Here is a 24,451-nt window from a genome sequence, read left to right as displayed (position 1 = left end):
GAAGCATCACCTTGATCGTGGTGCGCGAGATCACGACCCACGGAGTTGATCGAAACCAGCTGGGTTCGACGGCCAAGCAAGTGCGAGAGGTCAAGCAGCCTTGAGCACCCGACCTATGCCAGGCGATTTCTAGCATTAACCCAGTAGAGTTCGCCTGAACTTGGACGCGACACTTTGAGTTTTGCTGTCGTCAGAACCAACTCCTGCAATAAGGACGAAGTTCAGCATCAGCGAATGGGACTGCTTTATTTCCTTGGAGCGAGCGAGTCTGCCGGCAACGGATACCGGCAAAAAGGCCTGACAAAACCCTTCTTCGACGCCGTCGCGCAGGGATGCGACTGTCGCAGCTTCGAGTACGAGTTTGTAGTCACGGGGAACTGTCTTCAGGTCTTCGAGAGCTCGATCACGCAAAATGCAGTTGGTCGTCAGTACACCTACTTTTGCTTTGCCGTCCTGAGTTCTTGCGCCACCAAACCAGGCAATTTCTTCTGACCAGAGGTGAATCCCCTCATCAGTTCCTGGCTCTTGCGCGACGATGGCCATATCCAGTGCCCCGGACTGGATTCGTGCTCTTAAAGAGCGGCTGGGTTCCAGAATTATATTGGGTGTGACTTGGGGGAATTCACGGCTGAAGATGGGCAGGAGTTTCTGCAACAGCGTCGGCGCATAGTCAGTGGGCGTACCGAAACTCAATTTGCCAAATAACTCTCCCTGACGCAGATCGCTGAGGAGTTCGTAGTTCAGACTCAGAAGCTTTTCGCCCTTTTCCTTGAGGATGTCCCCGGCCGCGGTTAGGGCAATTCCCTGATTGCTGCGTTCCAGGAGCCGCTGGCCCAGAAGCTCTTCCAGCCGCTTGATCTGCATGCTGACAGCGGCTGGTGTTTTATTGAGCCTTTCAGCCGCGGGTTTAAAGCCACCTTCTTGCAGGACAGTTTGGAACGTCCGAATGAGTTCAAGATCCAGCGCCGGGAGCATGATTAAATTTTCCTTACTCACAGATTAAGTTTATTTAGTTTTAATTAACAATATCATCGCTCCATACTCAGTCAATAGTCTTTCTTTGGAGTAAGTCATGCTGGATCTACCCAAAACCATCGACGAGACGCGCGTACGTGCCTATCGGCTCAGGCGCACTCGGGAACTGTTGGCCCATTTCAAGATGGACGCGGCGGTTCTCTTCGATCCGCTGAACCTGCGTTACGCGACCGGCTGTCGCAACATGCAGGTCTGGACCTCGCACCACCTGGCGCGCTACGTCTTCGTCCCAGCGGCCGGGCCCGTGGTGCTGTTCGATTACGGCGGTGCGCTGCACCTGTCCGATGATCTGGAAACCATTGACGAGGCCCGCCCTGCGAAATCCTGGGATTACTTCGGCTCCGGCAACCGCGCCGAAGAGCACGCCAGCAAGTGGGCCGAAGAGATCGTCGATCTCCTGCACAAAACCTGCGGGCGCGGGGCCACTCTGGGTATCGATCGAGCCGATCTGCTGCCGATGCTGGCCCTGCAGAAGCGCGGTATCAAGATGATGGACGCCAAGGCGCCAATGGAGATCGCCCGCTCGATCAAGTCCATGGAGGAGGTGGCGATCATCAAGAATTCGATGCAGGTCTGTACCGATGCTATTGGCTTCATGCGCCAACATGCAGTGCCCGGGGTGACCGAAAACTACCTGATGTCGCTCATGAACCAATACAACCTGGAACATGGCGGTGAAGTGCAGGAAACGCGGCTACTGACCTCGGGCCACCAAACCAACCCCTGGTTCACCGAGACTTCGAACAAAGTGATCAAGGCCGGAGAGATGCTGGTCTTCGACAGCGACCTGATCGGCCCGGACGGCGTCTTCGTCGACCAGACCCGGGCCTTCGTGATTGGCGACAAGGCCCCGACTACTGAACAACGCCGTCTGTATGCCCACGCCCATGAGCAGTTGCAGCACAACATGGCGTTGCTGCGCCCCGGCATGACGTTCGAAGAGTTCGGCGAACAGTCCTGGAAGATGCACGACATCTATGTGCCCAACCGCTATGCCGAAATGATCCACGGTATCGGCTTTGGCGTGGAATACCCGGTGATCTACTACCCCGAGGATCACGAGACCTGGCAGTACTCCGGCACCTTCCAGGAGGGCATGTGCCTCTGCGTCGAGAGCTACATCGGCCCGGTCGGTGGCGATGAGGGGGTGAAGCTCGAGCAACCGGTGTTGATCACCAAGGATGGCCCCGTGCCACTGAGCAATTGCCCGTTCGAGGAGGACTATCTGTGAAGAGCAGCTACGACTACATCATCGTTGGCGCGGGCACCGCTGGCTGCGTGCTGGCCCATCGGCTGAGCGAAAGCGGCGAGTATTCGGTGTTGCTGCTGGAGCATGGTGGCGATGACCGCAGCTGGATCATCCAGATGCCGGCCGGCTTGCGTTCGGCATTCAAACCGACGAGCAAATACAACTATTGGTTCAAGACCACGCCGCAGCGGCAGCTGAACAGTCGTGAGATCGACCAGCCGCGCGGCAAGGTACTGGGTGGGTCGTCCTCAATCAACGGCATGACCTTCTTGCGCGGCAATCCCCGCGACTATGACGACTGGGCAGACATCGAAGGCTGTAGCGGTTGGTCCTTTGCCGATTGCCTGCCTTATTTCAAGAAGGTCGAGCGGCGCGACGGTTCGGCGGACGACTACCGCAGCAATTCGGGCAGGGTTGGGGTGAAGACCCAGAAGGACCTCAATCCATTGAACATCGCGTTTCTCGAGGCGGGCCAGCAGGCCGGGCATGTGCTGACAGGCGATGTGAATGGCTATGCGCAGGAAGGCGTGAGCCGCTTCGAGATGTCGGTGGAAAAGGGCTTTCGCAGCAGCTCTGCACGCTCCTATCTGCATGCGCAAGGTAAGCGCGCCAATCTGGACGTGGCCACTGGTGTCAAGGTGCTGCGCGTCACCGTCAAGAACGGCCGTGCAACGGGTGTCGAACTGACCAAGGGCAAGCGTACCCTGACCGTGCGCGCCTCGCGCGAGGTGGTGATGTCGGCCGGAGTTTTCGGCACACCGCAGATTCTGATGCTGTCGGGGATCGGTCCCGAGGCGCATCTGCGCGAGCACGGCATCGAGGTCATCCACAATGCCCCCATGCTGGGTGAGAACCTGCAGGACCACCTGGAAGCGCATATCCAGGTGGAGACGGACCAGTCGGTTTCCCTGAACAAGTACCTCAAGCCGCACCTGATGCTGTGGGCCGGGATACAGTGGTTCGGTTGGAAGGGCGGCGTGGCCTCGGTCAACCAATGCAATGTCGGGGCGTTCCTGCGCACCGATGCGGATGTGACTCACCCGAATATCCAGTTCCACTTTTTTCCGGTGTTCTTCGGCGAAAACTGGATCCCGAATCCGTCCAAAAACGGCTACCGCCTGGGTGCAGGCCCGATGCGCCCGGAAAGCCGAGGCAGGGTCCGGCTGGCCTCGGCGAATCCAATGGATGCGCCGCTAATCGACCCCAACTACCTCGCTACCGAGCGGGATTGGTACGAAATGCGCCAGGGCTTGAAGATGGGCCGCGAGCTGCTGTCGCAGCCTGCATTCAAGGACTTCCACCGCCGTGAGGATCTGCCTGGCGTGAATGTGCGAACGGATGCAGAGCTGGATGAGTTCATCCGCAAAGATGCCTCCTCGGCCTTCCACCCTTGCGGCACCGCACGCATGGGGGCGAACGGCGATGATCGCGCTGTGGTGGACCTGAACCTCAAGATGCGCGGCATCGATGGGTTGCGCATCGTCGATGCCTCGATCATCCCTGCCGTTCCCAGCGCCAATATCAATGCCTGCGTCTACATGATCGCCGAGAAGGCCGCAGACCTGATCCTCGGTAAAACGCCTCTGGCTCCAGAGTTCGTTGCGTATCACCGTGCCATCTGAAGGAGAACGTTATGACCCGTCTGAACGAACGTATCGTCGATTCCCGGTTTTTCAAGCGCCGAAAGGCTACCGAAGACACCAAACGCAAGATCGCCAACTGGGATACATGGGACTGTGCCGATCCCGAGTTCAAATATGATTACGAGCGCAGGGTTTCGCTCTATGTGCATCAGGGGAAAGCCGAGCTGACCTTCTCGGACGGCGAGGTGGTGGACCTTCAGCCAGGAGATTTCCTGACTATCGAACAGGGCGCCAGCGCAATCTGGAAGATCATGGAGCCCATTCGTAACAGCTATGTCTATCACGACACATTTGAATCTGCCTCCCGGCGTGCCAGCCAGGTTCGTTGGCAGGACAAGTAACCGGTCGATAGTTTAAGTCCAACCATCGGACGCACGTTGGTGTATTACGAATTAATCAGCGATTATTAATTGCTGATTAAATTAATTTCGTTTACCGATATAAGGCTGGTGCGCCACGGTTGCGCAGCTAGTGCCTGGCTCAGGTTAGTGCGAAAATTGTTTGTGAAGGTTTGGATTAAAATCATTCAGCTTCCGATCCGAAATTTTGGCTAGATCCACATGAATCACAAAAACAAAAAAGCGGAGAAAAACATGAAATCAACTAAAGCATCTATATTAGTAGTGACTTTATGTTTTGGTGCCCACGTTCAGGCTCAAAATGAGGGCGTGGATGAAAAGCTCGGCTACCCACGTGCGGAGTCAGGAAACTCCGTTTCTGTCTTTGCTAAAGATGGGCTGCCAAAGTCATGTTATCACCCAAAAATTGAACAAGTCATTAAAGAATTTGAAAGTGGTAAAAAGCACTACGCTGACTTCAAGCCTGACGAAACAGTTACCAAAGGCTGGGAAACATTTGATAAGAGAGGTGAGCTAGTAAAGTGTCCAGTAGTACGGCCGGAAAAAACCGGGGACTACTGCTGGGCATGGCTCTCCGATCCAGTGAAAATAACCGACACCCAGCTTCCCTTTGGCGTTTCTGTTCGTATGGCTCCTACTGACAATAGACCTCATTATCATGCGCAGCGCGAATGCTTTTATATTTTCGAAGGCGAAACGCTTCTGAATGTCGATGGTAAATATCAACCTGTTTCAGCTGGAATGGTTGTGGACTCTGGACCAAATTCCATTCACGACTTTGTCGCTGTGAAACCAGGTATTTATGCTCAAATGTATTGGTATCCAGACGATGGTGATTATAAAAGCTTTCTCTATGGGCGCAGGAGCAATACAACTTCCCAGGTTGCGCGCTCAATATGGGATAGGCTCGATGCTATGCGGACTGAAAAGGGGCTGGCTCCAATAGGAACAGTGCCCGCTACTGAATGGTGGAAAATAAATAACCCAGCACCATAGGCACAGCATTTGCGCTCCCCTGTAGGGTTCAATTCAACCTTCTGGGGAGCGCTGCGATAAAGGCTTGCTCTTCATCTAGCGAAATAGCCTGGGTTGCCGCTGCTGCAAAATGCTCCGCGGTTTTTCACCATGCGCAAACTTTAGAGCTATGGAGTGTGGACGACGCTTTCTTGCCCACCAACTTCTGCGTTTGGCCGAATCTGTTGAAAAAGTAGATACCCTGTCTGGCCTGCGGCAAAAACTCTTCATTGGACGGAGGGGATCTCACAGCATGATGGGACAGTTATCGAGTTGGCAGGAGCGACTGTTTTACTCGTTCAACCTTGAAGATCACATCCCAGCCAATCACCTTCTACGCAACATTGATCAGTGTCTCGATCTGCGCCATTACCTCGCCGATTTCTATAGCCCGATTGGGCGTTCGTCGATCGATCCTGAACTGATGATCCGCATGCTGGTCGTGGGCTATTGCTACGGCATTCGTACAGAGCGGCGGTTGTGCGAAGAGGCCCATTTGAACCTGGCGTATCGCTGGTTCTGCCGGTTGAGTCTTGAAGATGAAGTACCCAATCACTCAACGTTCTCCAAAAATCGTCACGGCCGTTATCGGGACAATGACCTGTTCCGCTGGTTGTTCAATGAAGTGCTGCGTCGTCGCATGGACGCCGGCCTTGTCAAAGGCGCAGGCTTTGCTGTGGACGCCAGCATCATCAAAGCGGATGCGAGCCGACAGCGCGGCTTACCGGATGCTGAACAAGTTAACTGGAGCGATCCGTCCCTGAGCACTTGCGCCGTGCGTGAGTACCTTGAGGCACTCGATGAGGAGGCCCTGACGGAAACACTTCCGAAGCGCCTATGGCAGTCCAGGCTGGCTGAAAGCGAGCCGGGTTAGTTCAGCCCGTAGCCGGCCAGCTCCTGGGACGAGAGCACGCGCATATTGTGCGGTGCAATGCGCTGCATTTCTTCGGCCAAGCGGTTGGGGATGTTCATTTCGCGGAAGTAGGCGGTCGGGCTGTAGCGCTGGCCCTGGTGGGCGGCTTGCGCCCGGGCCGAGTCGCCGCTGGGGAAGGGCGGGCGGTGCAGGCCGACATAGCCACGTACGGTCTTCTTGTGGCCGGCGGCCAGCAGGTAGATACAGCTGCCCTGGCAGATGCCGGAAGACGGCACCAGGGCGTCGAAGCCCGTTTCGCGCAGCAGGCGGCCCATGCGCATGGCCTCCGGGGCGCTGCCGCCAATGTTGTCCAGCAACACGATCTTGCGGGCGAATTTTCCGGGGTTGGCACGCAGGCCTTTGAGCAGGGCTTCGTAGTCTCCGGGGGCGATGTCCTCGGAAATCTTGGCAGCCAGTACCGCGCCGAGAGTCTTGTGTTGGGCGGCTTCGACCTCGACCTTGGCCTGCGTGGTGGCCGAACACAGGGCCGCGGCGCAGAGGAGGGCGGCCTTGATCAGGGGAGTGTGCATCGGGTAGCGGGGTCCTGGATAACGGCGGTGTGCAGACGATACTCGCAGCAGTTGCTCTGTGCACCTTCGAGTTCCAGGCTGGGGACCGATTGCGCTCAGGCATGCTCAGCCCTGTACCGCCGCGGGATGCGAGAGATAGGCATTCGGCGTGAGTCTGCTATGAGAGAACACGTGTGATCAGCACCCGCTCACAGCTCATGTCAGGTTGCGCATCCAAAATGAGCGGGGCATTCCGAAGGATCAACTGGCCGATCATGTGCAGCGCTGCCAGGCGTTTTCTGGACGAGCGCAAGCGGGTATGGTGCGCCCATCTTCCACTGGTAAAGGACAATCCGATGAGCCTGCATGGCGAATACGACCCGCAGAACATCTTCGCCCAGATCATTCGCGGCGAGGCCCCTTGCTACAAGCTGTACGAGGACGACGATGTGCTGGCCTTCCTCGACCTGTTTCCGCAGGCCTTCGGCCATACTCTGGTGATCCCCAAGCGCGCGGCGGCGCGCAACCTGCTGGAGATCGATGCGGACGCCCTGTGCAAACTGATGCGCGTGACCCAGCGACTGACCCAGGTGCTGGTCGACGAGCTGCAGCCGGACGGCGTGCAGGTGGCGCAGTTCAACGGCGCGCCAGCCGGGCAGACGGTGTTCCATCTGCATATGCACATCATTCCGCGCCTCGCCGGCCAGGGTCTGGGCATCCATGCCGCGAACCAGGCAGAGCCAGCTGAGCTGGAGGAGTTGCAGGCGCGGCTGGTCAAACGCATCAGCGGTTGAACCTGAGGCCGCGCCCATGAGAGCAGACCCGAGGCCCCTCAGCGCTCGCGGACGGCACGTTGATTGGACAGGTAGATGTTGTCCGCCTGCGGCACCTCACCGCTTTGCAGGGCGGCCAGCCATTCATCGGTGCCGAGCACGGCGGCGAAGCCGGTGTGCATGACGATGCTGAACACTCGATGAATTTCTTCGGCAGTGGCCGAGCCCAGGCTGTTGAGGTAGGGCGGCGAACCTGTGGCGTCGTGCAGTAGTTCGACCTGCCAGCCTTCGTGGTGGGCCTGGCGCACTGTCGAGTCGTCGCAGTGTTGGGTCATGTAGCCGACCACACTCAGGGTGTCGATCTCGCGCTCGCGTAGCCACTGGCCGAGGTCGGTGCCGACGAAGGCGCTGGCCATGGCCTTCTGGATCAGATGGTCGCGCGGCCGTTCGGCTACCAGCGGGTGCAGTTCGGCGGCCTGGCTGCCGCGGGCGAACAGCGGCGAGTCGGCCGCAGCGAAATGCTGCACCACCACTACCGGAATGTTAGCGGCGTGGGCGGCGTCCATGGCCTTGGCGATGTTGGCCAGGGACAGCTCGATGTTCGGGTATTCGATGCGCAGGTTGCCGCTGACGTATTCGTTCTGCACGTCGATGACGATCAGGGCGCGTTTGGGCTGTTGATTCATGGCGATGCTCCAAGTGGGTAGGTGTTGCAGCCGATTGTTCTCTTGTAAGAGAACATGCGGTGAGTGGCCCGAAAGTCAAACTGCGCTAAGATCGGGCCAAGATTTTGGCCAGGAGCCAAGTCATGCAGCCCCATCGCGTTGCCGTGCTCGCGTTCGACCGTATCAGCCCGTTTCATCTGTCCGTGCCTTGCCTGGTGTTCGGCGAGTCCTTGCCGGGTGAGTGCAACTACCAGCTGGTGGTGTGTGCGGCCGAGCCAGGCCGGTTGACCACTACCGCCGGCTTCGAGCTGCACGTCGAGCAGGGTTTGGAGGCGCTGCTCGATGCGCAGACGATCATCGTGCCGAGCTGGCACAACCCGGACCAGCACCCGTCCCAGGCGTTACTCGATGCGCTGGTCGCCGCCCATGAGCGCGGCGCTCATCTGGTGGGGCTGTGCCTGGGGGCGTTCGTGCTGGCCGAGGCCGGTCTGCTCGACGGGCGCCCGGCAACCACCCATTGGGCCTGGGCGAGAGTGTTCGCCGAGCGCTTCCCGGCCGTACGCCTGGATTCCGATGTGCTTTATGTCGACGATGACAACCTGTTGACCTCGGCCGGTACCGCCGCCGGCATCGATTGCTGCCTGTACCTGCTGCGCCAGCACTGCGGTGCCAAGGTGGCGAACAAGGTGGCGCGGCGCTTGGTGGTACCACCCCATCGACAGGGAGGCCAGGCCCAGTTCATCGAGCAACCGTTGCCGGCTACGGCGCGCGACGACCGCCTCAGCGATCTGCTCGACTGGGTGCGGGGCAATCTGGACCAACCGCACAGCCTGGACAGCCTGGCGGACAAGGTGCTGATGAGCCGGCGCAGCTTTACCCGGCACTTCCGTCAGCTCACCGGTACCAGTGTGGGCGACTGGCTGCTGGCCGAGCGCCTGGCCCTGAGTCAACGCCTGCTGGAGAGTACCGACCAGCCTATCGACAGCATCGCCGAATTGGCCGGCTTCGGTTCGCCCGTGTCCTTGCGCCATCACTTTGGCCGCAGCTTCGCGGTCTCCCCGAGCAGCTACCGACAGAGCTTCCGTGGGCGCTAGGTTTAACCTCGACCTGAGCCGCGGCATGGCCAAATGAACGGAACTCTCCACAGGTCAGCCGGGTCGGACTGATGCAGTTTTGTGTATTGCACGGCTTAACCGAAACCCTTCTCTCCATCTCAGCGGGTGGACAACTCCTGGCTCTCAGCAGCTGTTCGGCGGGTTCAGCCCTCCAGGCGCCTAGCTTCTCCAGGGGCTTTTCATTATTGTGTGCGCCCGCAAAAAGCTCGAGTAATCAAAATGTTGGAAAATTCTTTAACTCAATTGGAACAACTCGTCGCTGAGCTTGCGCGACAGAATCAGGCGCTGCAGAGCACGAATGAGCAATTGAGTGCCGAGCTGGCACAAGTCAAGGATGAGAACGAGAGTTTGCAGTTGAATGCGCTCGAGCAAGAAGAGCAGCAAGGTGCGACGCTCGCGCGTATTCAGGCCCTGGTCGAGCTGGCCACTGCGGGCGGCAAAGTGCATGCGAGCCAGGCCAGCGCATGAGTCTCGACGGCGGAACGGTCACTGCTATTTCAATCCTGGGCAATGACTACAGCATCAAGGCGCCTGCCGGTCAGGAGCAGACGTTGGCCGCTTCGGCGCTGATGCTCAAGAAGCTGTTGGCCGAGACCAAGCAGCAGTCGCCGACGCTGATTGGCGACCGGCTGCTGGTGTTGACGGCCTTGAAGCTGTGCGCGCAGCAGATCGAGCTGCAGCGGCTGCACCAGCTGGAAATTCAAGGTATCGAGGAACAGCTAAGCGTGCGGGTCGATGGTATCAGCGCATTGATCAAACAGGCCTGAGTGCATCGGCGGTTCCGGCCACCGCGAGCCCGCCGAAGGCAACTGAATTCCTGAGCGCTCAGATACGTCTGCTCTGGTGCAGTCGAGCCTGAGTCGAACGGATGCCGGTTCATGTGCCAGACTGGTCCACTTGAGGGTGGTCGCGACGCCGACAATAATGAACCGGCGTCTAGTCGTCCGATCATCCAGCCAGAGAGGGCTCTCCATGCGAATGATCTGTGCATTTTTGCTTCCACTGGCTTTAGTTGGCTGTGGTTCGGTGCCGGCCGGTGCCGGCAAATCGACCCCGATACCCAGCGAGCGCTTATTGGCGTACCAGCAGCCGGTCGAGGGCAGCGGGGAGATCGTGGTGAATCGCGATATCGGCATGCTCGGTGGCGGCTGTTACGTCGCGGTTCTGGTCGATCGTCAGGTGGCCGCTCGTATCGGCATCGGTGAGTCGGTCAGTTTTCATGTGCCGCCAGGTACCCGTGTGCTGGGCATCGGTCTCGATGAGCAGGACGACACGCTCTGCAGCAAGGGCCGCCTGCGCCGCGAACTGGCCGTGCCCGTGGCCAATGGCGAGCGCCTGCACTTTCGCATCGTCAGCGAAGCCAAGAGCGGATTCGATATCAGACCCGTCACCCCTTAGCGCTGCATTGGCTGCCCGAGCGACAGTGGGCGGCTGAGTGCGAGCAGGATCCCGGAAGACGGAGTAGGGTGCACGTCACTCTATCTGCCACTTGCGCTAAATCCATAGCGCAAGCACGCCACATGAAGTCCCGCAGTCAGTTGCCGGGCTTGCCGGAGACTCGTCGGTGGCCTGCACTGCAGTCGTTATATACCAGGAACCTCCGTCCTGCCGGCCTATGCTTCGTCGCCAACGCGTTGCAGTCATTTGCCGCCGCTGAAGTCGGCAAGCGATGCAGGCTGTGTCGCTGTCAGGTACTTAGGGCAGACGCTGCATTGGTAATCTGCTGGCATCAAATCAACCTGAACCCGTGTGGCAGTGAGGAATACCGGTGGCAGCAGACGAATACGGCCTGGAGGCTTTTGTCAGTGATGTTCGACGAATCATGAGCCAACCTCTGGATGAGCCAAGCCTCCTTGCTCAGGTCGCGCCGCTCGCGAGGCGGGCGGCGTTAGCGTCGGGCTGGCGTTCCGAGGTTAATTACATCGCCGATCCGCAATTGGGCTTCGGCACGACCTTGCTGCATGCCGAAGCCGACCATTCGCTGTTCGTGGTGGCCGACTGCTGGTTGGCCGGGCGTGGCGTCAATGCGCACGATCACGGCACCTGGGCGGTGGTAGTCGGGGTCGATGGGCGGGAGAAGAATATCCATTGGCAGCGAGTCGATGACGGTACGCAAGCCGGCTACGCGGAGCTGCGCAAAGTCAGGGAAGAGACGCTCGCCGAGGGCGATGTGCTGACCATGCCCACGGGGGCGATCCACAGCGTGCTGAACGAAACCGCCAACACGACCTTGTCGTTCCATGTTTACGGGCGGCACCTGAACCATACCGGGCGCTCGCAGTTCGATCCAGAAAAGAAGGTCGAGAAGCCGTTCATTATCGAAACCCAGCAATCCGGGTAGTTAATTCCGCAAATTCATGCGGATTTCTCGGATCGTGGCGGCAGGTTTGTCCACCTGGCTGAGCACCGTCCGCAGTGGCTGTAATCCAAAAAAACGGGGCAGGCACTTTGGCCTGCCCCGGTTGTAGTGGGCGGATAGGTTGAAGCAACGGCTTACTTGATCCAGTGCTTGCCCCAATGGGTGATGTCGTAGGTCGAGCTGGCCTTGGACTTGGACATGATCCCAGGTTGACTCTGCGCGGCCTTGGCTGCGGCTATCTGGTCGTCGACGATCTTGGTCGACAGGGATAACCAGCTGGTGGCAAAAGCCGCCGCATCGGCATTGATCTCCAGGGCCTGCATATCGATGTTGCTGATGTCATCGCAGCTCTGGTGATAGCAGGGGTCGAAGGCTTCACCGAACTGGCCGCCATACTTGGCCGCTTGCGCCTCGGACTTGAGCACCTCGGCACCGGTGAACAGTCCGCCAAAGGCGATGCCATCGGTGAAGAACTGCGCGTAGTCGGAACGGAAGCTGATCTCATCGCCTTCGGAAGGCAGCGCACGTTTGCCGTAGTACTTCTCGAACAGCTTTTCCACGGCTGCCGAACCTGGCGGGCCTTCCAGGCCGAACTCGGAGCCATCACCGTCGTAGATGAAGTAGGCGAAGTTGGGAGAGGCGATCATGTCGAAGTTCAGGTAGACCTTGATCTTGGCTTTCTCCTCAGGGGTGAGGTTCTGCACGTAGTAGGTCGAACCCACCAGCCCGGATTCCTCTGCCCCCCACCAGGCAAAACGCACCTTGTTGCGCGGATGGGCTTTGCGCATCTGCAAGGCCATCTCCAGAATCGCCGCGCTGCCCGAGCCGTTGTCCTGTATGCCGGCCCCTTCATACACCGAGTCGAGGTGTGCGCCAACCATCACCACATTGTCTGGATTGCCGCGTCTGGTTTCTGCCACGAGGTTGAAGGTCTGGGTGCGCTCCCGCACCACGTCCGTTACCAGACGCAGCTGCTGCTCCTTGGTGCTGGCCCAGGTCACGCCGTTGTCGTAGGTGGCGAACATCACCGGAATACCGCCTGCGTAACTATCGCCCAAGGTCGCGTTAAGCAGGTCCTTACGGTCGTCACTGTTGCCCTGGTTGAAGATGATGACCCCCACTGCGCCAGCCGCAGCGGCGTTTTCGGCCTTTTGCTGGAAGCTGCAGGCGCCGCGCTGGATCAGGGCAATGCGTCCTGAGGGGAAGTTGGCGAAGTCTTCCTCCTCACAGCCGCTGGTCGAGGTGTTGTCGGGGCCGAGTTGGAGATCGACTGCGGCGAGTTGAGCCGTGACGTCGCCGGCGTCGGTCTGCGACAGGTAGGTGAAGTCCACCTCCCACTCGTACAGGGTTGGGGTCGGCGCAGTCGCTTGCAGAATGCCGGGGCCTTGCGGGTAATAGGCGGTGAAGGGGAACGCCTGCAGCGTTACGGCATAGCCGGCGCTCTCCAGGGTCGACTTCACATAGTCCACTGAGGCTTGATAGCCTGGCAGGCCGGCTGCCCGGGTGCCCCCGTTGGCGGCGGCGATGTCATGCAGCATTTGCAGGTGGTGCATCACCTTGCTCGCCTGCATGCAGCGTGGCAGCCCGAGTGGGGTGCTGTTCAGGATGCCGAGTCGGCATTCGAAGGGCAGGGGTTTGGCGGGGCTCCAGAACTCGTTGAACAGGTCACTTTCCTGGGAGGCGAGCGCCGAGGTGGATAGAGCCAGAACGACAGTACCAACGGCGACACGAAGTTTGTTTATGGGATAAGGCATGCTTCCTCCAATCCTTAATGGAGATTTCGGTTGGCGGCTTGGCTTGTGACCCAGTCGCCACTAGTCCTTTACTGCATCGATCGGACACGCAACGAGCCTAGTCAAGAATGCGAGGAGGCTCTGGCTAGTGTTGCGTTATGCGAACTCCACCAAGTTTTCATGCCTTTGCTAAGCATTAATCAGGCTTATTGAGCTGGTTTACTCGCGATTGTTTATCGGGACTGCACGGGTGTGATAGCGCCTTCAGCAGGAGGCTGGCCGCCGGTTTCAGCGGGCTTTGCTGAATGTGGACAATTGCTCGATCAGCAGGTTGAGGATGTGGCGGCGGGTGATTACGCCGAGGACCTTGTTGTTGCTGTCGATTACCGGATAGCTCTTGGGTTTGTCGCCAAGCATTTGCTGGGCCAGATTGAGTGGGTCGGCGTCGAGTTTCACCGACAGCACGTCGGCACGCATGATGTCTTTGACGGTCGCAACTCGCTGATTGTGATAGACCACCTGGATGCTGACCTGCAGGCACTCCTGTTCAGAAATCCAGCCGAGCAGCTTGCCTTCAGGGTCAACCACCGGGCCGCCGAGCATGGCCTTTTTTAGCAGTTTGCCTGAGGCCTCTACGACGGGCATTTCGGGATGAATGATGGCGAAATCGTTACTCATGCAGTTAGCAATAGAGGCAGCAATCACGGTGGTGCTCCAAAGTTATGGGTCGTGCGGCGCACCTCAAGTGCCCATTGCCGGCAGGCTGGGGTCAGCGCTGCTTGAGGGGGGATGCCGCAGTACAGGGTCGGACGTTTGCTCGAACAAGCAGCGCGCTATGGCCTGTGTCTCAGGCGTTGCGGGGTAGAACGGCTGTGCTGAGTTTTAGGCTAAGCAAGTTCCAGGCCGGTAACCCCATCGCGTTGTATACCTGACTAAGGCTACGTACATAGCGACCTGCTAGTGCTGAGAACGAGCAGGTCGAACGCTATTCAGCGGGTCGTGGCCTTCACATCGTGCTTACTGACGATCTGCGTACTCTGAGGGGGCGCCATGCCCGGGTATGGCGCTATAGCGGTGCGCGAGTGATGCACCTTGGTGCGAATAAGCACAGGCGATACCACGGCTATGCACTGTTGCAGTGCCAACCGTCGAGTCTGCGGGGCAGGGGGCGCCGCTCAGTCAAAGGGGGCGGAGTTATTCGCTTAGCTGCTCGTGCCAGCAGTCAAATACTGGCCGGCGATCCGTCTGTTTAACGCCACGCCTTTGGCTTTTTACTGCTTGCTGGTGATGTATTTCAGTACTTCGACCACCTGTTCCGCTGTTTGCGCCCAGGCCATTGCCGAACCATCGACCTCTTTGAGCGGATGGATGAGGTCTTCGGCGTGCAGGGTGATATACGGCTTGCCTAAGGCCGCGCAGTAACCGGCATCGAAGGCCGCATTCCACTGCTTGTATTTATCGCCGAAACGGATGACGGCCACATCGCATTTCTCCAGCAGGGTCTTGGTGCGGATCGCATTGACCTTGGCGGATTTGTGATCGCGCCAGAACGGCTGGCTTTCCTGGCCCAGCACGTCGCCGGCGGCATCGCTGGTCTCATGGTCGGTCACGGCCGAAGTGAAGGTGATCGGTAAATCCAGCGCGGCTGCGCCATGCATGATTTGTTGGCGCCAGTCGGTATGGATCTCACCGGATAAGTACACGGTTAACATACGGGTGTCCTCTTTCTAGTGGTTGTTGATGGGATGGTTTTCATAAATATAGATCTAAAGGATGAGGCTGATTTTTGAATCGGCTGGCGCTGATTTAAATAACACCAACCTCTTTGGTTCTAGCGGACAATGTGCGTAGGTCGGTGTTGAACGCGGCTATACCCAACAGACTTTGCTGGTTGCCGGTGGTGGGTGTCGCTGCGCTCAAGCCATCCTGCGGGTTACGCTATATAGTCATCGCCGGCCGCAGCAACAAAGGTCATCTCGACTAAATAATCGGGATTGGCCAGTTCTGCTTTGACGCATGCACGGCTTGGCGCTGTGCCTTCCTCAAACCAAGCGTCCCATAGCTCGTTCAGCGCCGCTAGGTTGGCAAAGTCTGTGAGGTAAATGGTCGTCGATAAGATACGACGCTTGTCGCTGTTGATTTTTGCCAGAGACTGCTCGGCCTGAGCAAAGATCTGTTCAACTTGCCCCCTGATGTCGGCTTTAGTATCCGAGTCGGCTATTTCGACAAAGTGCGCGATACCGTTGAATACGGTGATATCAGACCAGCGTTTTGTCGGGTTGATACGATGAATTTTCATAAATATGACTCCTTTGATTATGTTATTTGCCGTTAGCCTCTGCCAAGGCGCGTCGGTTGGCGAAATTTAGTTATGTAAGATATTTAATTTACATATGACGGCAGGGCTGGAAGGGCGTTTCTCACCACTTGCGCGAAGCGTCCATATGCCGCTTGTTGTATGACAATTGCCCGCGATTCCTGCCGCTCAAGGGAGCACTCCTTGTTAAGTAACGGGCGCATACGAATTTTTAAGATACGCTCGGGCGCTCACATTATTCATGAGCCGCCAGAACCAATGACGTGGAACGACATCGGGGCGTTGTACCGCACGCGCGGTAAGTCCTTTTCCTGCCTGTCGGCGATGAGCCGCGGTCAATGACTATGCCTTTGCGCCGCGGCCCGTTCAACCCGTAGTGAAACGACAAGGCCCGCATGCGCGGGCCTTGTCGTTTGGCAGGGCTTAACTCAGTTGTCGTAGCCCAGATTCGGCGCCAGCCAGCGTTCGCTGACCGCCAGGTCCTGGCCCTTGCGCTTGGTGTAGCTGTCGACCTGGTCCTTGTCGATTTTGCCGACCGCGAAGTACTGCGCCTGTGGGTGGGCGAAGTACCAGCCGCTGACCGAGGCGGCGGGGAACATGGCGTAGTGGTCGGTGAGGAATACGCCGCTGCGGCCTGGCTTGCCTTCTTCAGCGGCCGGGTCGAGCAGGTCGAACAGGGTGCCTTTCTCGGTGTGGTCCGGGCAGGCGGGGTAGCCGGGGGCAGGGCGGATGCCTTTGTACTGCTCTTTGATCAGCTCCTCGTTGCTCAGGGCTTCGTCCTTGTCATAGCCCCAGTAGTTCGTGCGCACCTGTTGGTGCAGCCATTCGGCGCAGGCCTCGGCGAGGCGGTCGGCCAGGGCTTTGACCATGATCGAGTTGTAGTCGTCGCCGGCGTTCTGATAGGCCTTGGCCACTTCTTCGGCGCCGATGCCGGCGGTGGTGATGAAGCCGCCGACGTAGTCGGTCAGGCCGCTGCTCTTGGGTGCGACGAAGTCGGCCAGGGAGAAGTTCGGTTTGCCGTCCGGCTTGATCGTCTGCTGACGCAGGTGGTGCAGCTTGGCCAGCGGCTGGCCGTCGGCGTCGTACAGTTGCAGGTCATCGTCCTGCACCTGGTTGGCCGGCCAGAAGCCCAGTACGGCGCGGGCGCTGATGAGTTTTTCATCGATCAGCTTGGCGAGCATTTCCTGGGCATCGTTGAACAGCGAGGTCGCCGCTTCGCCGACCACTTCGTCAGTGAGGATACGCGGGTATTTGCCGGCCAGGTCCCAGGAGATAAAGAAGGGCGTCCAGTCGATGAATTCGGCCAGAACCTTGAGGTCGATATCCTCCAGCACCTTGGTCCCGGTAAAGGTCGGCACCGGCGGCTGGTAGCTGGCCCAGTCGAACTTCGGCTTCTTGGCGACGGAGGCGGCGTAGCTCAAACGCTCGGTGCGGGCGCTGCGGTTGGCGGTGCGCTCGCGCACTTCGATGTAGTCCAGGCGGGTCTTCTCGACGAAGTCGGCTTTCAGTTCCTTGGACAGCAGCTGGGTGGCTACGCCGACCGCGCGCGAGGCATCGGTGACGTAGACCACCGCATCGTTCTGGTATTTCGGCTCGATCTTCACCGCGGTGTGGGCTTTCGAGGTGGTGGCGCCACCGATCATCAACGGCAGGTTGAAACCCTGGCGCTGCATCTCGCGGGCGACGTGGACCATTTCATCCAGCGATGGGGTGATCAGCCCGGATAGGCCAATAATGTCGCACTTCTCGGCGATGGCGGTCTGCAGGATCTTCTCGGCCGGCACCATCACGCCGAGGTCGACGATGTCGTAGCCGTTACAGCCCAGCACCACGCCGACGATGTTCTTGCCGATGTCATGGACATCGCCCTTGACCGTGGCCATGAGGATCTTGCCCTTGGCTTCCGGCTTGTCGCCTTTCTCGGCTTCGATAAAGGGGATCAGGTGGGCAACGGCCTGCTTCATCACCCGGGCGGATTTGACCACCTGGGGCAGGAACATCTTGCCCGAACCGAACAGGTCGCCTACCACGTTCATTCCGGCCATCAGTGGGCCTTCGATGACTTCGATGGGGCGCGCGCACTGCTGACGGCATTCCTCGGTATCTTCGACGATGTTGGTGGTGATGCCCTTGACCAGGGCGTGCTTGAGGCGCTCAACCACATCCCAGCCGCGCCACTCTTCGGTTTCGGCTTCCTTGATGCTGCCGTCGCCCTTGAATTCGTCGGCGATGGCCAGTAGCGCGTCTGTGCCATTGGCGGTGCGGTTGAGCACCACATCCTCGACCGCGTCGCGCAGCTTTGGGGGGATTTCATCGTAGATTTCCAGCTGGCCGGCGTTGACGATGCCCATGGTCAGGCCGTTCTGGATCGCGTAGTACAAGAACACCGAGTGGATAGCCTCACGCACCGGGTTGTTGCCGCGGAAGGAGAACGACACGTTGGACACACCGCCCGAGGTCAGGGCGTAGGGCAGGTTGTCGCGGATATAGGCGCAGGCTTCGATAAAGTCCACGGCGTAGTTGTTGTGTTCCTCGATGCCGGTGGCGATGGCGAAGATGTTCGGGTCGAAGATGATGTCTTCCGGTGGGAAGCCGACTTCGTCGACCAGAATGTCGTAGCTGCGCTGGCAGATCTCGCGCTTGCGCGCGGCGGTGTCGGCCTGGCCGGCTTCGTCGAAGGCCATCACCACCACGGCAGCGCCATAGCGCTTGCACAGTTTGGCGTGGTGCTTGAACTGCTCGACACCTTCCTTCATCGAGATCGAGTTGACGATGCCCTTGCCCTGGATGCACTTGAGGCCGGCTTCGATCACCTCCCACTTGGAGGAGTCGATCATGATTGGCACGCGGGAGATGTCCGGCTCGCCGGCGATCAGATTCAAGAAGGTGACCATGGCCTTCTGTGAATCCAGCATGCCCTCGTCCATGTTGATGTCGATCACCTGGGCGCCGGCTTCGACCTGTTGCAGGGCGACTTCCAGGGCCTCGGTGTAGTTGTCCTCACGGATCAGCCGGGCGAACTTGGCCGAACCGGTGATGTTGGTGCGCTCGCCGACGTTGATGAACAGCGAGTTGCGGTCGATGGTGAAGGGTTCCAGGCCGGACAGGCGACAGGCCTTGGGGATGTCCGGAATGGCGCGCGGCGGGTACTTGGCCACGGCCTCGGCGATCGCCTGGATATGCGCAGGCGTGGTGCCGCAGCAACCGCCGACGATGTTGAGGAAGCCCGAGGCGGCGAACTCTTCGACCACCTCGGCCATCTCCGCCGGTGTTTCGTCGTACTCGCCGAAGGCGTTCGGCAGGCCGGCGTTGGGGTGGGCAGAGACGTGGGTCTCGGCCTTGCCAGAGAGCTCTTCCAGGTACGGACGCAGGTCCTTGGCGCCGAGGGCGCAGTTGAGGCCCACGGAGATCGGCTTGGCGTGGCGCACCGAGTTCCAGAACGCCTCGGTGGTCTGCCCGGAGAGGGTGCGGCCGGAGGCGTCGGTGATGGTGCCGGAGATCATGATCGGCAATTCGACGCCGAGCTGCTCGAAGACTTCCTGCACGGCGAAGATCGCCGCCTTGGCATTGAGCGTATCGAAGATGGTCTCGATCAGGATCAGATCGGCGCCGCCCTCGATCAGACCACGGGTCGCCTCGGTGTAGTTCTCCACCAGCACGTCGAAGGTGACGTTGCGGTAGCCGGGGTTGTTGACGTCCGGTGAGATCGAGCAGGTGCGGCTGGTCGGACCCAGTACGCCGGCGACGAAGCGCGGACGCTCAGGGGTCTCGGCGGTCTTGGCGTCGGCCACCTGACGCGCCAGGCGCGCGCCTTCGACGTTCAGCTCATAGGCCAGCTCTTCCATGCCGTAGTCGGCCTGGGATACGCGGGTGGCGTTGAAGGTGTTGGTCTCGAGGATGTCGGCACCGGCATCCAGGTAGGCCTTCTCGATGGCGCCGATTACGTCCGGGCGGCTGAGAATCAGCAGGTCGTTGTTGCCTTTGACATCACTCGGCCAGTCGGCGAAGCGCGCGCCGCGGTAATCCTCTTCCTCCAGCCGGTAGCTCTGGATCATGGTGCCCATGCCACCATCGAGGATCAGGATGCGTTCCTGAAGGGCTTGCTGGAGAGCATGGAGGCGGGCACTGCGATCGGAAAGCGACATGGACGGAACTACCTGAGCAAAGCTGAAACAGAGAGGGCGCAATGATAACAAAGCTGCGTGGATTTGTAGCAGGCAGGGTGTTTACATGAATTTGTCTCATGTTTGGGCGGTTCGCTTTAGTCCCTGCTCGCCAGTTAGAATTCACCTCCATACCCTTTAGGAAGAAGGCTCATGGCGTTTCGCGCACTGTTTGGCGCTTGCTTGTTGTTGCTCGGCCCGCTACTGGCGGCCGAGCCGGTGTCCTATAGCCGCGAGATACAGCCGATCTTTACCCACAATTGTGTAGCCTGCCACGCCTGCTACGACTCACCCTGCCAGCTCAACCTGGGCAGCGGCGCAGGCGTCGAGCGTGGGGCCAACAAACTGCCGGTGTACGATGGCATCCGCACCGAGGCGCAGGCGACCACGCGCCTGTTTATCGATGCCCATGGCGCAGCCGCCTGGCGTCGCAAGGAGTTTTTCTCGGTGCTGGATCAGCAGGGCAGCCAGGCGGCGTTGATGGCACGCATGCTCGAACTGGGCCACGATACGCCGCTAGCCGCCAATGCCAAACTGCCGGACGACCTGGCTATCGGTATTCGCCGCAGTAATCAATGCCCGCTGCCGGATGAGTTCGACGCCTTCGCCAAGAAGAACCCGCAAGTCGGTATGCCTTTCGCGGTCACGGGGCTGAGCGAACAGGCGTATCAGACCCTGCAGCGCTGGCTGGCCGAGGGCGCGCCGGTGGATCAGCCAGCATTGCAGGCGAGTGCGGTCGAGGCTAAACAAGTCACCGCCTGGGAGCACATGTTGAATGCCCCGGGGGCTCGTCAGGCACTGGTTTCACGCTGGTTGTACGAGCACCTGTTTCTTGCGCACTTTTACTTCAAGGGTGGCGACCCTGGGCACTTCTTCCAGTTGCAGCGCTCGCGCACGCCGAGTGGCAAGCCGGTCGACCCGATTGCCACGCGCAGGCCCAACGACGACCCCGGCACCGAGTTCTATTACCGCCTGGCGCCGATTCAGGACGTCATCGTGCACAAGACCCACATCACCTATCCGCTCAGTGAGCGCAAGCTGGCGCGGGTGCATGAACTGTTCTTCGCGGACGATTGGCAAGTCGATGCGGTGCCCGGCTATGGCGCTCATCGCCGAGCCAACCCCTTCGAGACCTTTGCCGCGATTCCGCCGCAGGCGCGCTACCAGTTCATGTTGGATGATGCCGAATACTTCGTGCGCACCTTTATTCGTGGGCCTGTGTGCCGCGGGCAGATCGCTACCGACGTGATTCGCGATAATTTCTGGGTGCTTTTCCAGGACCCGCAACACGATCTATATCTGAAAGATGCCAAATACCGCACCGCAGCCACGCCCTTGCTGGCCATGCCCGGCCAGTTCGATGATATCGGTGACTTGCTTGGCTTATGGCGCAGTTATCGCGACAAGCGCAACGACTACGAGGCGCTGCGCATGCACAGCTATGCCGACGCGCCAGCGCCGAGTTGGTCGCATATCTGGACTGGTAACGACAACGCGCTGCTGTCGATCTTCCGCCAGCATGACAGTGCTTCGGTGCGTAAAGGTTTGATCGGTGAGATCCCGCAGACCCTCTGGTGGATGGACTACCCGCTGCTGGAACGCACCTACTACCAACTGGTGGTGAACTTCGATGTGTACGGCAATGTGTCTCATCAGGCGCAGACCCGCCTGTATTTCGACCTGATCCGCAACGGCGCCGAGCAGAACTTTCTGCGCCTGATGCCGGCCGACTCGCGCCAGGCGATTCTCGATGACTGGTACCAGAACAGTGGCAAGCTGAAGATGTGGCTGGATTACCAGGGTATCGACAGCGACAGCCCCAGTGCGCTGAATCTGATCGGCCCAGACCCGCAGCGTAGTTTTGTCGAGGCGATGCTGGCGCGCTATGCCGCGCTCAATGCACGGCCCGATCCGATCAACCGTTGCCGCGGCGCTAAGTGCCATCGCGATGGCCTGTCCCCGGAGCTGCAAACAGCCGAACAGGCATTGAGTCGCCTGGCCAATAAACCGGCGGGCGCGCTCAAGGTGATCAAGCAGCTGCCTGAAGCCACTGTGCTGCGCGTCGAGCTGGCCGATGGTCAGCGTGAGGTCTACAGCCTGTTGCGTAACCGCGCGCACAGCAACGTGGCGTTTATGCTCGGTGAGGCGCTGCGCTACCAGCCGAAACTGGATACGTTGACTGTCTATCCGGGGGTGTTGAGCAGTTACCCCAACTTCATCTTCAGCCTCGCCGCAGCCGAGGTGCCCGAGTTTGTCGGCGCGCTGGAGCAGGTGCGCGATGCCAAGACTTTCGAGAAAATCGTCGAGCGTTGGGGTGTCCGCCGCAGCCATCCCGAGTTTTGGCGCTACTTCCACGACCTGTCCGCCTATATCCGCGAGACCGAACCCAGCGAGGCCGGTGTGCTGGATATGAACCGCTACGAGAACCTGTAAAGGCCGGCGCTGCATACCTCAGTATTGGCCGGGCAGCACCTTGTTGTGAGCCCAGGCTCTGGCCTTAACGCACCACCAGCACGGAGGCAGTGGCGCTGCTGGCGAAAGCCCCGGCATTGGAGGCGAACAGGTGTTCGGCCAGACCGGGCACATGGGAGGCCATTACCACCAGGTCCGCTGCGTGCTCCTTCGCCGCTCTCAGCAGGGTGTCATCCAGGTCTATGGCCGGGTCATGGCTGAAGTAGGCTGCGGTGCTGACCTTGTTCAGTCCGTACTTGTCTGCCTGGGCCTTGCCGAATTGCTGCAGTTTGGTGGTGTATTCGTTGGGGTTATGCGCAACCTCACTGGGCGCGTTGCCCGAAACACCGATATAGCAAACCGGTATGTCATACAGCTTGGCCAGGTCTGCGCCGGTTTTCAGGGCCTTTTCCAGACGCTCTATATGGGCCAGATCAACAGGAATCATGATTTGCTGGTACATCACTCCACCTCCACGTTCGGATGGGCGCTACGTTCAATAGTCTGGGCTCTCCTCAAGGTATTGTAGAAGGTCGGTGAGGCTGGGGTCTGATGGTTGCGCATGGCAGCCGAGAGGACGCCCTGACTATGCAGCACGGCTAATGATGCAGTCCGCCAGCTCAGCCCTTAGTCGCTGTCAATCGCCGGCGGAACCTGGCAGCCATCCAGCTACCGCTTGATAGGGTTGCGGCTGGCCTGGGCTACTCAGCCAGGCGACCAGTGCCTGACGCTCGCCGCGCGAGTCAGCCTGCAACTGCGTTTGCCACTGGTTTGCTGAGTTGGCGCCGATTTGCTGCAGGCTGAGTACTACGAAGTCATGTTCGAGGGTTTGCCCGGCATTTTCGCCACGGGTTACTTTGCTGCGCAGGCCGAAACCGAGGCGGGCGACATGGGCAGTCATGCCCTCGGGCAGGGGCTGATTGGCAACGAAAGTCAAACGTACCCTGTCGCCGTCCAGGTCCAGGGTCAGTTTGCCCACGGCCGCTGCATTCGTCAGCTTGAGTGGCTGTCGCTGGAACCAGCCGCGCCACTCGCGCCCCGCCAGCATGAAACCGGGGGTATATACCGCGCGGCTGGCCCCTATCCGGTTATACGCCCGCTGGCGTGCACTGAAGCCTGGGTTGGCGAAAGGGTCCGGCCAACCCAGGCTGTCCCAGTAATCGACATGGAAGGCGAGGGGAATGAGACCTGTCCAGAGTGCGGGGTGGTCCTTCAGTTCAGACATCCAGCGTTCGGCGGGCGGGCAAGAGCTGCAGCCCTGGGAGGTGAAGAGCTCGAGCATCGGGGTGGTCGTGACGCCGCTGCTGACGCTCATGTTGCTCTGCGCCTGGGCCAGGGGGCAGAGCAGCAGCGTCGCGATGCAAGCCGACACTATGGGTTTCATCTCCGGTCACTCCCGCAGGTACACAGTCTGTGGACTCGCCATACCGGCACTTGTTACAAGACGCTTTACTTGAGCGAAACACTCAAGCTTTATCGCGGCGGGGAGGTTGGCGTACACTTGGCCAATGTTTGCGAGGAGTTGCCATGAGCACTATTACCATTACCGACGCTGCCCACGACTATCTGGCTGATCTGCTGAGCAAGCAGAACACCACCGGCATCGGCATTCGCGTTTTCATCACCCAGCCGGGCACCCAGTACGCCGAGACCTGCATCGCCTACTGCAAGCCGGGCGAGCAGAAGCCCGAAGATACCCCGCTGGCCCTGGCCAGTTTCACCGCTTATATCGATGCCGTCAGCGAGCCGTTTCTGGACGACGCCGTGGTCGACTATGCCACCGACCGTATGGGTGGGCAGCTGACCATCAAGGCACCGAATGCCAAAGTGCCAATGGTCAACGAAGACAGCCCGCTCAACGAGCGCATCAGCTACTACCTGCAAACCGAGATCAATCCCGGTCTGGCCAGTCATGGTGGCGAGGTCAGCCTGATCGATGTGGTCGATGACGGGATCGCGGTCCTCAAGTTCGGCGGCGGTTGCCAAGGCTGTGGCCAGGTCGACCTGACCCTCAAGGAAGGCATCGAAAAAACCTTGCTGGAGCGCATTCCCGAGCTGAAAGGCGTGCGTGATGTGACCGATCACAGCAACAAGGAAAACGCCTACTACTGAGGCGAGTGACAACAAAAAAAGGCGTCCCATGGGGCGCCTTT

Annotated in this window: 22 protein-coding genes and 1 pseudogene; 13 read left to right on the top strand and 10 right to left on the bottom strand. The window is 59.4% G+C overall.

Translation table 11 applies throughout. The features are described 5' to 3' along the window. Positions 1-135: 135 nt before the first annotated feature. Positions 136-975: a LysR family transcriptional regulator gene (locus TMS3_RS13320; RefSeq protein WP_025165773.1), complete on the bottom strand. Its 840-nt coding sequence runs from the start codon at positions 973-975 to the stop codon at positions 136-138. A 97-nt stretch (positions 976-1,072) separates the two neighbouring features. Here TMS3_RS13320 and TMS3_RS13315 point away from each other — a divergent pair, with 97 nt between their 5' ends. The 5 genes and pseudogenes from TMS3_RS13315 to TMS3_RS13300 all read left to right on the top strand — a co-directional run. Then, on the top strand, positions 1,073-2,266 hold the full coding sequence (locus tag TMS3_RS13315; RefSeq protein ID WP_051394238.1) for a M24 family metallopeptidase: 1,194 nt from the start codon (positions 1,073-1,075) through the stop codon (positions 2,264-2,266). Continuing rightward, the gene (locus TMS3_RS13310; RefSeq protein WP_025165772.1) at positions 2,263-3,906 is read left to right on the top strand and encodes a choline dehydrogenase; all 1,644 of its coding nucleotides are present in this window, start codon (positions 2,263-2,265) and stop codon (positions 3,904-3,906) included. The genes TMS3_RS13315 and TMS3_RS13310 overlap by 4 nt, the downstream gene beginning before the upstream one ends. An 11-nt stretch (positions 3,907-3,917) precedes the next feature. Then, positions 3,918-4,268, top strand: coding sequence for a cupin domain-containing protein (locus tag TMS3_RS13305; protein WP_025165771.1), 351 nt, complete (start codon positions 3,918-3,920; stop codon positions 4,266-4,268). A 219-nt stretch (positions 4,269-4,487) separates the two neighbouring features. Beyond that, on the top strand, positions 4,488-5,282 hold the full coding sequence (locus TMS3_RS24645) for a cupin domain-containing protein (RefSeq protein ID WP_083491758.1): 795 nt from the start codon (positions 4,488-4,490) through the stop codon (positions 5,280-5,282). Positions 5,283-5,553: 271 nt separating this feature from the next. Next, positions 5,554-6,138, top strand: a pseudogene (locus TMS3_RS13300) (transposase); the annotation flags it as partial. Between the two features lie 32 nt (positions 6,139-6,170). On the opposite strand, the gene TMS3_RS13295 reads toward TMS3_RS13300, so the two are convergent. Next, positions 6,171-6,743, bottom strand: a complete 573-nt coding sequence (locus TMS3_RS13295) for a COG3904 family protein (protein WP_025165769.1) — start codon at positions 6,741-6,743, stop codon at positions 6,171-6,173. Positions 6,744-7,078: 335 nt separating this feature from the next. On the opposite strand from TMS3_RS13295, the gene TMS3_RS13290 reads away from it, so the two are divergent. Beyond that, positions 7,079-7,516: an HIT family protein gene (locus TMS3_RS13290; RefSeq protein WP_025165768.1), complete on the top strand. Its 438-nt coding sequence runs from the start codon at positions 7,079-7,081 to the stop codon at positions 7,514-7,516. A 38-nt stretch (positions 7,517-7,554) separates the two neighbouring features. Here TMS3_RS13290 and TMS3_RS13285 read toward each other — a convergent pair whose 3' ends face one another. Next, a complete protein-coding gene (locus TMS3_RS13285) occupies positions 7,555-8,181 on the bottom strand; it encodes a cysteine hydrolase family protein (RefSeq protein ID WP_025165767.1) in 627 nt (208 codons plus the stop codon). 122 nt (positions 8,182-8,303) lie between these two features. On the opposite strand from TMS3_RS13285, the gene TMS3_RS13280 reads away from it, so the two are divergent. The 5 genes from TMS3_RS13280 to TMS3_RS13260 all read left to right on the top strand — a co-directional run bounded on the left by TMS3_RS13280 (position 8,304) and on the right by TMS3_RS13260 (position 11,616). Continuing rightward, positions 8,304-9,254 (top strand): GlxA family transcriptional regulator, encoded by a 951-nt coding sequence (locus TMS3_RS13280; protein WP_025165766.1) that lies wholly within the window; start codon positions 8,304-8,306, stop codon positions 9,252-9,254. A gap of 240 nt (positions 9,255-9,494) precedes the next feature. Continuing rightward, positions 9,495-9,743 (top strand): hypothetical protein, encoded by a 249-nt coding sequence (locus tag TMS3_RS13275; protein WP_025165765.1) that lies wholly within the window; start codon positions 9,495-9,497, stop codon positions 9,741-9,743. Next, positions 9,740-10,042: a cell division protein ZapA gene (locus tag TMS3_RS13270; protein WP_025165764.1), complete on the top strand. Its 303-nt coding sequence runs from the start codon at positions 9,740-9,742 to the stop codon at positions 10,040-10,042. Before TMS3_RS13275 ends, TMS3_RS13270 begins: the two co-directional genes overlap by 4 nt. Before the next feature lie 205 nt (positions 10,043-10,247). Beyond that, positions 10,248-10,673: a hypothetical protein gene (locus tag TMS3_RS13265; RefSeq protein ID WP_025165763.1), complete on the top strand. Its 426-nt coding sequence runs from the start codon at positions 10,248-10,250 to the stop codon at positions 10,671-10,673. 370 nt (positions 10,674-11,043) lie between these two features. Then, positions 11,044-11,616 (top strand): cysteine dioxygenase family protein, encoded by a 573-nt coding sequence (locus TMS3_RS13260; RefSeq protein WP_029866336.1) that lies wholly within the window; start codon positions 11,044-11,046, stop codon positions 11,614-11,616. A gap of 152 nt (positions 11,617-11,768) precedes the next feature. On the opposite strand, the gene TMS3_RS13255 is transcribed toward TMS3_RS13260, so the two are convergent. From TMS3_RS13255 to metH, 5 genes are all read right to left on the bottom strand, one after another. Beyond that, positions 11,769-13,388 (bottom strand): M28 family metallopeptidase, encoded by a 1,620-nt coding sequence (locus tag TMS3_RS13255; protein ID WP_025165761.1) that lies wholly within the window; start codon positions 13,386-13,388, stop codon positions 11,769-11,771. A 267-nt stretch (positions 13,389-13,655) separates the two neighbouring features. Next, positions 13,656-14,072 carry a CBS domain-containing protein gene (locus TMS3_RS13250; RefSeq protein WP_025165760.1) on the bottom strand — a complete coding sequence of 139 codons (417 nt, stop codon included), beginning with the start codon at positions 14,070-14,072 and terminating at the stop codon, positions 13,656-13,658. A 566-nt stretch (positions 14,073-14,638) separates the two neighbouring features. After that, positions 14,639-15,079, bottom strand: a complete 441-nt coding sequence (locus TMS3_RS13245; RefSeq protein WP_025165759.1) for a YtoQ family protein — start codon at positions 15,077-15,079, stop codon at positions 14,639-14,641. 221 nt (positions 15,080-15,300) lie between these two features. Then, complete coding sequence (locus TMS3_RS13240) at positions 15,301-15,666, bottom strand: RidA family protein (protein ID WP_025165758.1); 366 nt, start codon at positions 15,664-15,666, stop codon at positions 15,301-15,303. Between the two features lie 446 nt (positions 15,667-16,112). Next, complete coding sequence (gene metH, locus TMS3_RS13235) at positions 16,113-19,829, bottom strand: methionine synthase (protein WP_025165757.1); 3,717 nt, start codon at positions 19,827-19,829, stop codon at positions 16,113-16,115. Between the two features lie 171 nt (positions 19,830-20,000). On the opposite strand from metH, the gene TMS3_RS13230 reads away from it, so the two are divergent. Further along, positions 20,001-22,280 carry a fatty acid cis/trans isomerase gene (locus TMS3_RS13230; protein ID WP_025165756.1) on the top strand — a complete coding sequence of 760 codons (2,280 nt, stop codon included), beginning with the start codon at positions 20,001-20,003 and terminating at the stop codon, positions 22,278-22,280. A gap of 64 nt (positions 22,281-22,344) precedes the next feature. Here the strand turns inward: TMS3_RS13230 and TMS3_RS13225 are convergent, their stop codons facing one another. Together TMS3_RS13225 and TMS3_RS13220 are read right to left on the bottom strand one after the other, a co-directional pair. Then, a complete protein-coding gene (locus tag TMS3_RS13225) occupies positions 22,345-22,761 on the bottom strand; it encodes a universal stress protein (RefSeq protein ID WP_025165755.1) in 417 nt (138 codons plus the stop codon). Between the two features lie 174 nt (positions 22,762-22,935). After that, positions 22,936-23,682, bottom strand: coding sequence for a DUF1223 domain-containing protein (locus tag TMS3_RS13220; RefSeq protein WP_025165754.1), 747 nt, complete (start codon positions 23,680-23,682; stop codon positions 22,936-22,938). Between the two features lie 143 nt (positions 23,683-23,825). Here TMS3_RS13220 and nfuA point away from each other — a divergent pair, with 143 nt between their 5' ends. After that, positions 23,826-24,410 (top strand): Fe-S biogenesis protein NfuA, encoded by a 585-nt coding sequence (nfuA, locus tag TMS3_RS13215; protein ID WP_025165753.1) that lies wholly within the window; start codon positions 23,826-23,828, stop codon positions 24,408-24,410. Positions 24,411-24,451 lie beyond the last annotated feature (41 nt).

Origin of the sequence: Pseudomonas taeanensis MS-3 (genome assembly GCF_000498575.2) — a bacterium.
Lineage (GTDB): Bacteria > Pseudomonadota > Gammaproteobacteria > Pseudomonadales > Pseudomonadaceae > Aquipseudomonas > Aquipseudomonas taeanensis.
This window is presented reverse-complemented; position numbering and strand designations above follow the sequence as displayed.

Bases quoted from the DNA above. Each gene is read 5' to 3' on its own strand.
- TMS3_RS13320 (WP_025165773.1), bottom strand. From the start codon at position 975: ATGCTCCCGGCGCTGGATCTTGAACTCATTCGGACGTTCCAAACTGTC.
- TMS3_RS13315 (WP_051394238.1), top strand. From the start codon at position 1,073: ATGCTGGATCTACCCAAAACCATCGACGAGACGCGCGTACGTGCCTAT.
- TMS3_RS13305 (WP_025165771.1), top strand. From the start codon at position 3,918: ATGACCCGTCTGAACGAACGTATCGTCGATTCCCGGTTTTTCAAGCGC.
- TMS3_RS24645 (WP_083491758.1), top strand. From the start codon at position 4,488: ATGAATCACAAAAACAAAAAAGCGGAGAAAAACATGAAATCAACTAAA.
- TMS3_RS13295 (WP_025165769.1), bottom strand. From the start codon at position 6,743: ATGCACACTCCCCTGATCAAGGCCGCCCTCCTCTGCGCCGCGGCCCTG.
- TMS3_RS13290 (WP_025165768.1), top strand. From the start codon at position 7,079: ATGAGCCTGCATGGCGAATACGACCCGCAGAACATCTTCGCCCAGATC.
- TMS3_RS13285 (WP_025165767.1), bottom strand. From the start codon at position 8,181: ATGAATCAACAGCCCAAACGCGCCCTGATCGTCATCGACGTGCAGAAC.
- TMS3_RS13280 (WP_025165766.1), top strand. From the start codon at position 8,304: ATGCAGCCCCATCGCGTTGCCGTGCTCGCGTTCGACCGTATCAGCCCG.
- TMS3_RS13275 (WP_025165765.1), top strand. From the start codon at position 9,495: ATGTTGGAAAATTCTTTAACTCAATTGGAACAACTCGTCGCTGAGCTT.
- TMS3_RS13270 (WP_025165764.1), top strand. From the start codon at position 9,740: ATGAGTCTCGACGGCGGAACGGTCACTGCTATTTCAATCCTGGGCAAT.
- TMS3_RS13265 (WP_025165763.1), top strand. From the start codon at position 10,248: ATGCGAATGATCTGTGCATTTTTGCTTCCACTGGCTTTAGTTGGCTGT.
- TMS3_RS13255 (WP_025165761.1), bottom strand. From the start codon at position 13,388: ATGCCTTATCCCATAAACAAACTTCGTGTCGCCGTTGGTACTGTCGTT.
- TMS3_RS13245 (WP_025165759.1), bottom strand. From the start codon at position 15,079: ATGTTAACCGTGTACTTATCCGGTGAGATCCATACCGACTGGCGCCAA.
- TMS3_RS13240 (WP_025165758.1), bottom strand. From the start codon at position 15,666: ATGAAAATTCATCGTATCAACCCGACAAAACGCTGGTCTGATATCACC.
- metH (WP_025165757.1), bottom strand. From the start codon at position 19,829: ATGTCGCTTTCCGATCGCAGTGCCCGCCTCCATGCTCTCCAGCAAGCC.
- TMS3_RS13230 (WP_025165756.1), top strand. From the start codon at position 20,001: ATGGCGTTTCGCGCACTGTTTGGCGCTTGCTTGTTGTTGCTCGGCCCG.
- TMS3_RS13225 (WP_025165755.1), bottom strand. From the start codon at position 22,761: ATGTACCAGCAAATCATGATTCCTGTTGATCTGGCCCATATAGAGCGT.
- TMS3_RS13220 (WP_025165754.1), bottom strand. From the start codon at position 23,682: ATGAAACCCATAGTGTCGGCTTGCATCGCGACGCTGCTGCTCTGCCCC.
- nfuA (WP_025165753.1), top strand. From the start codon at position 23,826: ATGAGCACTATTACCATTACCGACGCTGCCCACGACTATCTGGCTGAT.